At 43.7% G+C, this 13,030-nt stretch carries 9 protein-coding genes and 2 pseudogenes; 3 read left to right on the top strand and 8 right to left on the bottom strand.

The genetic code is table 11. The features are described 5' to 3' along the window. Window positions 1-109: 109 nt before the first annotated feature. The 4 genes and pseudogenes from RJD38_RS10955 to RJD38_RS10940 form a co-directional block, all read right to left on the bottom strand. Complete coding sequence (locus tag RJD38_RS10955) at window positions 110-1,318, bottom strand: IS4 family transposase (RefSeq protein ID WP_032073033.1); 1,209 nt, start codon at window positions 1,316-1,318, stop codon at window positions 110-112. 93 nt (window positions 1,319-1,411) lie between these two features. Further along, window positions 1,412-2,083: pseudogene (gene atpB / locus RJD38_RS10950) on the bottom strand (F0F1 ATP synthase subunit A); the annotation flags it as partial. 219 nt (window positions 2,084-2,302) lie between these two features. Beyond that, complete coding sequence (locus RJD38_RS10945) at window positions 2,303-3,511, bottom strand: IS4 family transposase (RefSeq protein WP_032073033.1); 1,209 nt, start codon at window positions 3,509-3,511, stop codon at window positions 2,303-2,305. Between the two features lie 39 nt (window positions 3,512-3,550). Continuing rightward, window positions 3,551-3,838: a hypothetical protein gene (locus RJD38_RS10940; protein WP_367971275.1), complete on the bottom strand. Its 288-nt coding sequence runs from the start codon at window positions 3,836-3,838 to the stop codon at window positions 3,551-3,553. A gap of 435 nt (window positions 3,839-4,273) precedes the next feature. On the opposite strand from RJD38_RS10940, the pseudogene RJD38_RS10935 reads away from it, so the two are divergent. Further along, window positions 4,274-4,351, top strand: a pseudogene (locus RJD38_RS10935) (hypothetical protein); the annotation flags it as partial. A gap of 28 nt (window positions 4,352-4,379) precedes the next feature. After that, window positions 4,380-4,985 carry a cob(I)yrinic acid a,c-diamide adenosyltransferase gene (gene cobO / locus RJD38_RS10930; protein WP_005593892.1) on the top strand — a complete coding sequence of 202 codons (606 nt, stop codon included), beginning with the start codon at window positions 4,380-4,382 and terminating at the stop codon, window positions 4,983-4,985. Window positions 4,986-5,095: 110 nt separating this feature from the next. On the opposite strand, the gene RJD38_RS10925 is transcribed toward cobO, so the two are convergent. The 3 genes from RJD38_RS10925 to apbC all read right to left on the bottom strand — a co-directional run bounded on the left by RJD38_RS10925 (window position 5,096) and on the right by apbC (window position 9,357). Continuing rightward, the gene (locus RJD38_RS10925) at window positions 5,096-7,225 is read right to left on the bottom strand and encodes an AsmA family protein (RefSeq protein WP_065545576.1); all 2,130 of its coding nucleotides are present in this window, start codon (window positions 7,223-7,225) and stop codon (window positions 5,096-5,098) included. A gap of 172 nt (window positions 7,226-7,397) precedes the next feature. Next, window positions 7,398-8,039, bottom strand: a complete 642-nt coding sequence (gene udk, locus RJD38_RS10920) for a uridine kinase (RefSeq protein ID WP_005593888.1) — start codon at window positions 8,037-8,039, stop codon at window positions 7,398-7,400. Between the two features lie 244 nt (window positions 8,040-8,283). Next, complete coding sequence (apbC, locus tag RJD38_RS10915) at window positions 8,284-9,357, bottom strand: iron-sulfur cluster carrier protein ApbC (protein WP_065545577.1); 1,074 nt, start codon at window positions 9,355-9,357, stop codon at window positions 8,284-8,286. A 158-nt stretch (window positions 9,358-9,515) separates the two neighbouring features. Between apbC and metG the strand changes: the two genes are divergently transcribed. After that, complete coding sequence (gene metG, locus RJD38_RS10910) at window positions 9,516-11,573, top strand: methionine--tRNA ligase (RefSeq protein WP_005593883.1); 2,058 nt, start codon at window positions 9,516-9,518, stop codon at window positions 11,571-11,573. A 438-nt stretch (window positions 11,574-12,011) separates the two neighbouring features. Here the strand turns inward: metG and udp are convergent, their stop codons facing one another. Next, window positions 12,012-12,770 carry a uridine phosphorylase gene (gene udp, locus RJD38_RS10905; protein ID WP_005593880.1) on the bottom strand — a complete coding sequence of 253 codons (759 nt, stop codon included), beginning with the start codon at window positions 12,768-12,770 and terminating at the stop codon, window positions 12,012-12,014. Window positions 12,771-13,030: the final 260 nt, after the last annotated feature.

The following is a 13,030-nucleotide window of genomic DNA, read 5'->3' as shown; positions in this document are numbered from 1 at the left end:
AACCATTTGATCACATGACAAGATGTGCATCTACCTTAAATTTATGATTTTTATCAAAATCATTAGGGGATTCCTCAGCACTTAGCGCCCATTGCACTGAGGGATCCCCTCATAATTTCCCCAAAGCACAACCATGTTTGAATAGATTTTGAGCAAGCAGGGTTGCAGCCGCGAGCAAGTCTTCCCTCGTTATTGTGTAGCCAGAATGCCGCAAAACTTCCATCCCTAAGCGCACTGTTGAGAGTACATTTCGATTTTTGACAGTGTTAGCTTGGAAGTGCTTATCCCAACCTTGTTTCTGACCATGAACTCCAGCAAGCCAAAATGTCAGTTGAAGCATTAGGGCGATTAGCAGCATGATATCAAAGCGCTCTGAGCTGCTAGTTCGGCTATGACGGAGGCCTAAACCGTAGGCTGGGCTTTTCAAGTCTCGGAAGGTTTCTTCAATTTGCATACGCTTCGAGTAGAGCCTAACAAGTTGCTTTGGTGTTCGGATTTCAACGGGCAAGTTAGTCGCTAAAACCCATGGTTCTTTTGTCGAAGCGGAGTAGATTTTAGGTGACGGATGATGACAATTAGTCCGTGTCGAACGCTGATTTTTTCGGCCTTTAGGACGTGATTTATACAGTGCAATTTGACATGAAATTGGGTTGCTCTTAGTCAACCTCTTATAGCCTAAAGTCTTTGAGCGACTTGAGGATATGCTATGTAAGTTGCTGATAGGTTGCCAGTTTTCCGCACCTAAATCTGCATATTGCACTTTCCCTCTGACTCGACTTAACCAGTACCAACCTAGCTTTTCAACGGATTTATACCATGGCACTTTAAAGCCAGCATCACTGACAATGAGCGGTGTAGTGTTACTCGGTAGAATGCTTGCAAGGTCGGCTAGAAATTGGTCATGAGCCTTCTTTGAACATTGCTCTGAAAGCGGAAAGGCTTTCTCATAAAGAGTAATAGAACGACCATGTAGTGCCACCGAAGCCCGCAATACCATAAGCCGTTTTTGCTCACGAATATCAGACCAGTCAACAAGAACAATGGGCATCGAATTACCTGAACAGATAAAGCTGGCATGCCAACGGTATACAGCGAGTCGCTCTTTGTGCAAGTGACGATTACCTAACAATCTGTCGATTCGTTTGATGTTATGTTTTGTTCTGGCTTTCGTTGGCAGGTTACGACCAAGTTCGGTAAGAGTGAGCGTTTTACATTCAAGTAATGCGTGGCAAGCCAGCGTTAAACTGTTGAGTCGTTTTAAGTGCAATTCAGGGCAGAATTGGTAAAGAGAGTCGTGTAAAATATCGAGTTCGCACATCTTGTTGTCTGGTTATTGATTTTTCTCAGAACCATTTGATCACATGACAAGATGTGCATCTACCTTAAATTTATGATTTTTATCAAAATCATTAGGGGATTCCTCAGCCCATTGCATCCACCATGGCATCAATGCAATTAGGATAAATATCATTTCACCCGCATACATATTTCCAAATAATCGCAAACCAAGAGAAATCGGTTTAGAAATTAACGTTACTAGTTCCAGAATAAAGTTTACTGGATATAACAACGGATGTTGAAACGGTTGAGTGGTTAACTCTTTAATAAAACCAACTAGACCTTTTGCTTTAAGCGTATAAAAAATTACTAAGAAAAATACACCTAAGGCCATCGACATCGAAACATTCACATCCGCCGAAGGCAGATCTCTGAAATGATCAAAACCAAGCCAACGAGCAAGAGCTGGAACAAAATCAACTGGGATTAAATCAATCGCATTCATCAACAGCACCCAAACAAAAATGGTGAGTGCCATTGGACCAATTAACTTATCTTTTGATTGGAAGATTTCACCCACCAAGTTGTTTACAAACTCAAACACAACTTCAACGAAGCATTGCAAACGACCCGGAACACCACGCGTACCCTTTGATACCGCGTATCTAAATATCCCAATAAAAAGAAAGCCAAGAATCCAAACCATGAACATTGAGTCCATGTTTAATGCCCAAAAACCCGTCCCCTTGGTCAGAAATGTCAGATGATGTTCAATATACTCATGAGCAGTCTGTACACTCTCCACCTACGCCTCCTTAGCATCATCATCGAGTACTTGTTTGTATAGAAGTGGCGCAACAAAGTAACCGAGGAACGTAATGGCATAGCTGATTAATATCACTACATTTCGCATTTTGAAAAAATGGAAAACGAGTGAAAACGAAATTACCGTATAGACTAGTTTCACAATTCCGCTTAATTGCATTAAATCTTTTAAATCAACATTAGGTCCTGAGGGATCCCCTCATAATTTCCCCAAAGCACAACCATGTTTGAATAGATTTTGAGCAAGCAGGGTTGCAGCCGCGAGCAAGTCTTCCCTCGTTATTGTGTAGCCAGAATGCCGCAAAACTTCCATCCCTAAGCGCACTGTTGAGAGTACATTTCGATTTTTGACAGTGTTAGCTTGGAAGTGCTTATCCCAACCTTGTTTCTGACCATGAACTCCAGCAAGCCAAAATGTCAGTTGAAGCATTAGGGCGATTAGCAGCATGATATCAAAGCGCTCTGAGCTGCTAGTTCGGCTATGACGGAGGCCTAAACCGTAGGCTGGGCTTTTCAAGTCTCGGAAGGTTTCTTCAATTTGCATACGCTTCGAGTAGAGCCTAACAAGTTGCTTTGGTGTTCGGATTTCAACGGGCAAGTTAGTCGCTAAAACCCATGGTTCTTTTGTCGAAGCGGAGTAGATTTTAGGTGACGGATGATGACAATTAGTCCGTGTCGAACGCTGATTTTTTCGGCCTTTAGGACGTGATTTATACAGTGCAATTTGACATGAAATTGGGTTGCTCTTAGTCAACCTCTTATAGCCTAAAGTCTTTGAGCGACTTGAGGATATGCTATGTAAGTTGCTGATAGGTTGCCAGTTTTCCGCACCTAAATCTGCATATTGCACTTTCCCTCTGACTCGACTTAACCAGTACCAACCTAGCTTTTCAACGGATTTATACCATGGCACTTTAAAGCCAGCATCACTGACAATGAGCGGTGTAGTGTTACTCGGTAGAATGCTTGCAAGGTCGGCTAGAAATTGGTCATGAGCCTTCTTTGAACATTGCTCTGAAAGCGGAAAGGCTTTCTCATAAAGAGTAATAGAACGACCATGTAGTGCCACCGAAGCCCGCAATACCATAAGCCGTTTTTGCTCACGAATATCAGACCAGTCAACAAGAACAATGGGCATCGAATTACCTGAACAGATAAAGCTGGCATGCCAACGGTATACAGCGAGTCGCTCTTTGTGCAAGTGACGATTACCTAACAATCTGTCGATTCGTTTGATGTTATGTTTTGTTCTGGCTTTCGTTGGCAGGTTACGACCAAGTTCGGTAAGAGTGAGCGTTTTACATTCAAGTAATGCGTGGCAAGCCAGCGTTAAACTGTTGAGTCGTTTTAAGTGCAATTCAGGGCAGAATTGGTAAAGAGAGTCGTGTAAAATATCGAGTTCGCACATCTTGTTGTCTGGTTATTGATTTTTCTCAGAACCATTTGATCACATGACAAGATGTGCATCTACCTTAAATTTATGATTTTTATCAAAATCATTAGGGGATTCCTCAGCATTAGGTCTGTATTTTGCTTTACGGCTAGCCACAAACATCCCAAACATACCTGGAATAATTGCTAAGAAAACACCAATCAACGCCGATTCAATATTTAACTCTCTATGAAATGAAGATAACACCTCAAATGCAACTGCAAAAAGACCGAAGGTCAATTGGCATAACATTATTTTCCTCATCGCCAATAATATATCTTTACTAGCAGTACTTTCTTTCATAGTTATACCTTTTAGTCTCGCTCTATTCTATCTAACGATAAAAAGAATCAATGAATATAATTATTCGCAGTGCCTTCCTGTTGCGAAAAATAAACTACTCCTAATTTCTAAATATGGAAATTGCAAAAATCGAGCTTTATCATTCCATTTCTGAGCGGATAATAATTTGTAAATAATGGCCATTAACGACCCAAAAACACACAGCAACATTAATTTGATTCTATTTTTCAATACATTAGAAGCAAGGTGAGTATTTGTGTTGATGATAATTCACTCAGTTAACACCGCTAATCTCGCGCATTTTTAGTCAAGTATTGATGCTAACTCGCCAAATTTTTGCTTGTTTCATTATTTAAAAGTTACTTTCCACTGCATAAATACGCTGATTAATTGGATAAATAGGACAAATGGAAGTGATTAAAGGCTGGAAAGGATGACGTTTTTACCCTCAGTTACTTAGTGTTGAAGGCTAGATATCAGTTTTTCTGCACACCGCATTGCTCTATGATGTAGCCAAACCAATGCATAGAAAGGAATTCCCATGTCAGTTGAAGAGACCAAACAAGCCCGCCATAAAGCCAGACAACAAAAAGTAAAACAAGAGGTCGATGCGCGTGTCGCTGCCGCCACTGAAGAGAAAGGCTTGCTGCTTATCATCACTGGTAACGGTAAAGGTAAATCAACATCAGGCTTTGGTACCATAGCGCGCGCAGTCGGCCACGGTTTAAATTGCGCTGTCGCCCAATTTATCAAAGGAACTTGGGATAACGGTGAGCGTAACTTACTTGAAAAGTTGGGTGTTGAATTTCAAGTTATGGCGACCGGTTTTACTTGGGAAACGCAAAACAAACAAGCGGATATCGATGCCGCACAAGTCGTTTGGCAAGAGTGCAAACGCATGTTGCAAGATGAACATCTTGATGTGATTTTGTTTGACGAACTGACTTATATGGTCAGTTATGGTTATGTTGAATTAGATGAGGTCATCGAAGCCCTTAACAACCGTCCTAAAATGCAATCGGTGATCATCACGGGGCGCGGCGCACACCGTAGCCTAATCGAAATAGCCGATACTGTCTCTGAAGTTAAGAACATCAAACACGCATTCGAATCGGGTGTGAAGGCGCTAAAAGGGGTCGATTGGTAAACCATTTTCAATTTCCCTCTTTAACTCACCACTAGAGACTATAAAAAAATCCCCATCAAGTGATGGGGATTTTTATTTCTATCTAAGCAGTTTAATGATCCAATAGAACCTTAATTGAACAAGCCTTTAATCAAACTATTCACTGCTTCTTTAGTCTTTTCATCTTTGATTTTATCGCCCAATTTTTCATCCAGCTTCTCTAAGCCACGATTGATCTCTTTTTCGGCTTTTTGCTTCAGCACGTCATCAAACACCAACTTAAATTTAGGCTTAGACCAAGAACCAGAAACGTTCACTGGGATAGTGAGATCTTTTAGCTCATCGATGTCTTTACCACCCTGGCCTTCTAACGAGCCCACAATTGAAGTGCTGATTGTAAAATCAACCGTCTCTTTGATGTAATTGGCACTACCAGCACCACGAACACGGAGTAGTGGAGATTGCGCATGTAGGTTATCCGTTTTCACCACGCCTTTATTAAGTGTCAATGTTGCGGTCATAGCACTAAAGTCGGTTTTCTTAGCCACATCTTGGCCTTCAAGCGATTGGCCTTTGAATTTCGCGTAGTTTTCACGAATCAATTGTGCCACGTTCAAGCCATTCACGGCGCCATCAGCAAAGTTGATTTTTACCGTACCGACAAGATTCTGCTTAATACCGCTCGGCGTTAAACTGCGACCACGGACATCAACATCGATGTTACCCGTACCTTCTAACTTATCATTGTCTGCGACATCGATAAGCAACGGTTGCACCTTAACACCTGTGATGAATGATTTGGCAGAATAGCTCGCAGGTGATTTGCGTGCATCTAACGTTGCGGTGGCTTTAATTGAACCATCATAGAGATTGGAATTAAATGACGTCAGCTTAGCGACACCGCGATTCACACTAAATTTCGCCGTTACATTCTGCATTTTTGCATTGGCAGCTTTAAATTTATCAATGGTGATCGCACCAGTCACATCCAGTGATTTCAGCGCAGAAAGATCAGGCTCTTGCTCTGTGGTTGCCGCCGCTGGTGCAGAAGATTTTTCTGCCGCAGGCTTACTGCCTGATTCAGAGTTAGCGACGGTTTGCTCACTGCTACCTTGGCCTAAAAATGCGTCCACATCGATATCTGGACTATGCAGATTGAACACAATCTTAGGGATCTCTGTTAACGTGACATCGAGCTTACCGTCAAATTGCAGTGCGTTTGCGGTCAACTTCTCCAGCACGAAGCTCAAATGGTTCTTGGTAAGATCAAACGAGAGATCAGAAGCCATATCCACTTTCATTGGTGACTGAGGCAAACTTGCGCCTTCAAAGTTAGCATCGAGAATCAGCTGACTCATCACCACTTTAGAAATCGCTTTGTCTACGGTAAGCTGGGCGCTACCTTTCAGGTTTAAACCTAACTCTGCCGCCGTACCTTTCACGGCATATTTCAACGCGTTCGCTTTATCAAACTCGAAAGTCGCCAATTCGATTTTCGCTTCATCAATTTGATTATTCGCATCATTGTAACTCGCATCAAAGGCGATATTACGCAGAGCGTATTGGCTAAAACCTTTGGCCAAATTCAGTTCAGCGGAGCCTTGTGCGGTGAATTTTTGTTGGTTGGTTTCACCTTTGGCAGCAAAATCGGCTTTACTCCACTGATCAAATGCAAACTCTGATAAGGTCAATGACACATCATATAGCTTGGTGTGGCTACCTGTTTGCTGATCTTGAATATCCAACAGAGCATTAGTGATCGCAACACCCGCTAAACTGATGCTCCAATCACTCGCTGGAGATGCTGCTGGCGCAGATTCACTGCTACTGCTTTCTTGATTCGCGGGTTCTTGTTGCGCTGATGCTTGATCTTGGCTCAACGCATCAATATTTTTAACACCATCTTTGCGAGTTTCAAGGTAGAACTCAGCCCCATCTAAGGTGATTTCACCGATGTCCAGCTGCTGGCTAAAGAGCGGCATAACCGAAACATCCACACCTACTTGCTCAACCTTAAACAAGTTAGGCTGAGTAAAACCTTGCGGGTTTTTCAGCGCGGTTTGGCCTAGCGTAAAGCCAACAGATGGGAAGAATTTCCAACTAATATCACCGTCGATAACTAAATCTAAGCCGGTTTGTTGCTTAGCTTGTTCGACGATAAGAGGTTTAAATTGATTAGGGTTAACCAGCAATACCAGTGCGAGTACTACCGCAAGTATTGCTACAACAGGAATAGCGATTATTAACGCGAGCTTTTTCATCAGCAGTGTCCTTACTTCACAGCCAAAGGCCAAAAATAAACAGGGATTACGGCAAGTATAACCCTTCACGGCGAGGTTTACGCTAATCAGCGCTGACTTGCGGCAAAAAAAAAGTGGCACTTAAAGTGCCACTTATCTAAAAATTAATAAAGTCTCTATTGCGAGAGTATTGTTAAGATTTCAACAATTTAGCAATGTGAGCTTTTAGTACATCGATAGCAATACGGTTTTTACCACCACGAGGAACAATGATGTCCGCGTGTTGCTTAGAAGGTTCAATGAATTGCATAAACATTGGACGAACTGTCGCTTGGTACTGCTTTAGTACTGATTCCATCGTACGGCCACGCTCTTCTACATCACGCTTAACACGACGAAGTAGGCAGATATCCAGTGGGGTATCCATGAATACGGTCGCATGCATTAGCTTACGTAAGCGTGGATCCGTCAACAGTAAAATACCTTCTAAAATGATCACTTTTTTCGGTGTCATAGTGGTGGTATTGGTCATACGAGTATGTTCTGTGTAGCTATACTCTGGCACTTCAACCGCTTCACCTTTGATCAGTTTCTCTAGGTGGTCACACAATAGATTGTGATCTAGCGCATTCGGGTGGTCATAGTTGGTTTTTACACGATCTTCCATGCTCAAATGAGTCTGATCGTTGTAATAGCAATCTTCCGTAATCACACCAATTTGATGATCGCCTACCTTCTCACGAAGTTCATTATAAATAGTGCTTGCGATTAGGCTTTTACCTGAAGCAGAAGCGCCAGCAATACCGACGATGACACATTGATTATTATCAGACATTATTCTTGCACCCGATGAATTGATTGGTGATCTGTGGCCTGCTAAAAGTGTGGCATGGAATGGTTAGCAGTGCCTAATTAAACCGCCTGATTATAGGGAGAACCCTGCCGAGATTCCAGCAGGGAATAGTTTTATTCTCACGATAAAGCAAAAAAGGAATAAGCAAAACAAACGCAAACGTTTAACCAATATAAAATTTGCTATAGCTGGCTTGAAACTGCCCACTCCTTATATGAAACCGACGTTATAACAGGGTGATATCAATCGCTTCCGGCTTCACTTCACCACGCCAAAACATCCGTGCACAAACCGATTCAGCCAACGCCATGTACTGTTCAGTATGCTCAGAGTCTGGTCTTGCAACTACGGTCGGAACACCATTATCAAGATCTTCACGCACGTGAATATGCAGCGGAATTTGCGCCAAAATATCCAAACCGTATTCCGCTGACATTTTCTCTGCGCCACCCGAACCAAAGATGTGCTCTTTTTCGCCACAATGGCTACAGATGTGGTAACTCATATTTTCGACTAAACCGATCACTGGCACTTCGATTTTATCAAACATCGCAGCCCCTTTGCGGGCATCGGCTAAGGCAAGATCTTGCGGCGTGGTCACGATTACCGCGCCTGTCACCGGAATTTGTTGTGACAAGGTTAGCTGGATATCACCGGTGCCCGGCGGCATATCAATCACCAAATAATCGAGATTTGGCCACTCAGTTTCATTGATCAATTGCGCCAAGGCTTTTGAAGCCATTGGTCCACGCCAGATCGCCGCATCCGATTGAGAGACTAAATAGCCAATCGAATGAGTATAAATGCCATGCGCTGCGATCGGCTGCATCCATTTGTTATCACGTACCTCAGGTTTTGCTTCCACTTGGCCAAGCATGATCGGCACTGATGGACCATAGATGTCGGCATCCAACAAACCCACTTTCGCGCCCGATTGGGCGATCGCTAAGGCTAAGTTGACCGAAGTGGTTGATTTACCCACACCACCTTTACCAGAACTAACCGCGATGATGTTTTTCACCCCTTTAACCGCTGTGGTTACCTGAGTGTGCAACGCTTTCGGCGCGATACTAATTTGAAACTCAAATGGACTTACTTGCTCGGTACGAACTTGATGTTCAATCCAGCACTGCATCGCAATGGCAAGATCATTGGCCGCGTAAGGAATTTGGATGGCGAAAAAACCATTGGGATCAACCTTGACTAAATTAGGCTCATCAGCCCAACCTGGGGTTAAATTTGGATGACGAAACTCGTTCAACCAATCACAGAAATCTTGCTTTGAAGTAAATTGGCGCATAGGCCCTCCTTATCACTTCATCGTACCACCGAGTAAAGCGCTACAGAACCCCAAAAAAACTAGGGTAATCGATTCGCTGACACCTTGGAGTTAGAGGTTTCATGAGTTAGTATTATCCATCAAATTTTTATACCTATCGAGATAAGCGAATATTAAGTATGGCAAACGATCCAAGAAAATTGCTGGTAACTTGCGCCCTTCCGTACGCTAACGGTTCGATCCACCTAGGTCACATGCTTGAGCACATTCAAGCTGACATCTGGGTTCGTTACCAACGCCTACGTGGCAACACTGTAAATTTCATCTGTGCTGACGACGCTCACGGCACGCCAATCATGCTTAAAGCTCAACAGATGGGTATCTCGCCAGAAGAAATGATCGCAGCAGTAAGCGAAGAGCACCAAAAAGACTTCGCTGGTTTCGATATTAGCTTTGACAACTACCACAGCACGCACTCTGAAGAGAACCGCGAGTTGGCTTCTCACATCTATCTTGAACTGAAGAAAAATGGTTTTATTTCAAGCCGTACAATTTCTCAGCTGTTTGACCCAGAAAAAGAGATGTTTCTTCCTGACCGTTTCGTAAAAGGCACTTGCCCGAAATGTAAGTCAGAAGACCAATACGGCGACAACTGTGACGCTTGTGGTGAGACATACAGCCCAACGGAACTGATTAACCCGAAATCAGCCGTTTCTGGCGCAACACCAATCATGAAAGACTCTGAGCACTTCTTCTTCGATCTGCCTCAGTTTGAAAGCATGCTGCAAGAGTGGACTCGCTCTGGTTCGCTACAAACTGAAACCGCAAACAAGATGCAAGAGTGGTTTGAATCTGGCCTGCAACAGTGGGATATCTCACGTGATGCACCTTACTTCGGTTTTGAAATCCCAGGCGAGAAGAACAAATTCTTCTACGTATGGCTAGATGCACCAGTTGGTTACATGGCTTCATTTAAGAACCTATGTGACAAAACTGACGGTCTGGATTTTGATGAGTACTGGAAAAAAGACAGCACTACAGAGCTTTACCACTTCATCGGTAAAGACATTGTTTACTTCCACAGCCTATTCTGGCCTGCAATGCTTGAAGGCTCTGGTTTCCGTAAGCCAAACAACGTGTTCGTACACGGCTACGTAACGGTAAACGGCGCGAAAATGTCTAAGTCAAAAGGTACGTTTGTTAAAGCAAGCACTTACCTACAACATTTAGATCCTGAGTGTCTACGTTACTACTACGCAGCAAAACTAAACAGCCGTATTGACGATCTAGACCTTAACCTTGAAGACTTCACTCAGCGTGTTAACGCAGACGTCGTCAACAAGATTGTTAACCTTGCTTCTCGTAACGCTGGTTTCATCGCGAAACGTTTTGAAGGCAAGCTATCTGCAAACTTTGCAGAACCTGAGCTATACAACGAATTCGTTGCAGCGGCAGAGCGCATCGGTCAACTTTACGAAACACGCGAGTTTGGTCGTGCAATCCGCGAAATCACCGCACTAGCTGACAAAGCAAACCAATACGTGGATGAAAAAGCCCCTTGGGTTGTGGCGAAGGAAGAAGGCAAAGATCAAGAACTACAAGAGATCTGTTCTGTTGGTATCAACTTGTTCCGCGTTCTGATCGCTTACCTAAAACCAGTAATGCCTGAACTTGCAGCGCGTACTGAAGCGTTCCTAAATGAAGAACTGACTTGGGAAGGTATCGCTCAACCGCTAACGGATCACGAAGTGACTAAGTTTAAAGCGCTATTTAATCGCATCGATCCTAAGAACATCGAAGCGATGATCGAAGCATCAAAAGAAGATGCTGCGGCAGAAATGGCAGCGAAAGAGCAAGCAGAAGCGGCAAAATCAGCAGGCGAAACAGAGCTAAGCAAAGATCCTATCGTAGACGAAATCGAATTTGACGATTTTGCTAAAGTGGATATTCGCGTAGCACGCATCATCTCATGTGAAGCAGTGCCTAAAGCAGACAAGCTATTGAAGTTCCAGTTGGATATTGGCGGCGAAACGCGTCAAGTATTCTCTGGTATCAAATCTGCGTACACACCTGAAGAGCTAGAAGGCAAGCTGACTGTTATGGTCGCTAACCTAAAACCTCGTAAGATGAAGTTTGGTATGTCTGAAGGTATGATCCTAGCAGCAGGCCCTGGTGGCAGTGAGCTTTGGATTCTTGAGCCGCACGAAGGCGCTCAACCTGGCATGCGCGTAATGTAATTACGACATCCCGTTTAAAATCCTCGCTCCGGCGGGGATTTTTTTTAGCTCTATCTCACTCCTTCTTAGCCCTTTCTCTCGCCTCTTAAATCTCAACTCTCACTTCTTCTTTTCTCTTTCTCTCACCTCTCTTTTTCTCAATTCTTCCCTGCTCTTGGTCTCGATTCTTGCCTCTCTTATTCTCGCTTCTTCTCTGCTCTTGCTCTCGATTCTCGCCTCTATCATTCTCGCTTCTTCCCAACTCTCGCTCTCGATTCCCGCCTCTCTTATTCTCGCTTCTTCCTAGCTCTTTCCCTCGATTCCCGCCTCTCTTATTCTCGATTCTCACCTCTCTCACTCTCGCTTCTTCTCTACTCTCTAAGACAACAAAAAAGCCACCTTTTAATCAGGTGGCTTTAAAATTGACTGCACTAGCAGTAGTGCCTAAATGGCGATGCCTTAAAGCATTTTACGCGCCGCTTCTACCACAACTTTGATAGAACGAGCTTCGGTCTCTTTTAGCGTTGCGTGATCTGGGATTTCTTTTTGGGTACGGTTGATGATCACACCAGCCACACAGCCCGCTTTTAGACCTGAACTTGCACACATAGTTAGTAGTGTTGCAGATTCCATCTCAAAGTTCAGCACGCCCATCTCTTGCCACTCTTTCATCGAGCCTTGGAAACGGTGTACAACACGGCCAGTAAAGGTGTCGTAGCGCTCTTGACCTGGGTAGAAAGTATCACTTGAAGCGGTAACGCCCATATGTACTGTCGCACCAGACTCTTCTACTGCCGCTTTCATTGCTGTCGCAACAGCAAAATCTGCAACTGCAGGGAATTCCATTGGGGCAAAGTGTAAGCTCGCACCATCTAAACGCACAGAGCCCGTGGTAACAATCATATCGCCTACATTCACATGTGGCTGAATTGCACCAGTAGTACCCACACGCAAGAAGGTACGCACACCAAGTTGTGCCAACTCTTCTACGGCAATTGAGGTCGAAGGACCACCGATACCCGTTGAGCAAACAACAACAGGTTTACCATCGAGTTCCGCACGGTACAGCGTATATTCACGATGACTAGCTAGAAATACTGGGTTCTCCATCTCTTCAGCAATTTTTTGCACTCGAGCAGGATCGCCAGGAATGATCGCCAACGTAGCACCAGCAAGATCAGCTTCAGTAACACCTAAATGGAATACAGCTTGGGACATAGAGAACTCCTTATAACAGCAAACGCCAGACTAGCTTCACTGTGTTAATTTATTGGGTACCAAACCACTCTAACCAACAACTAAACAATAAAGAGTGACAAGCGTCACATCAAGACAAGTAACAACATTCACACTTACACACAAAAACGTTTGGCATCACAATTAAACCAAACTTGAGGTCAACTCATTGCATAAAAATGATAGCCGCGAATCGAAATTGCGTGGCTATCAGTGAATTACTCTGTTTGGTATTCAATCTG

The sequence above is a fragment of the Vibrio scophthalmi genome (assembly GCF_040869025.1).
Lineage (GTDB): Bacteria > Pseudomonadota > Gammaproteobacteria > Enterobacterales > Vibrionaceae > Vibrio > Vibrio scophthalmi.
This window is presented reverse-complemented; position numbering and strand designations above follow the sequence as displayed.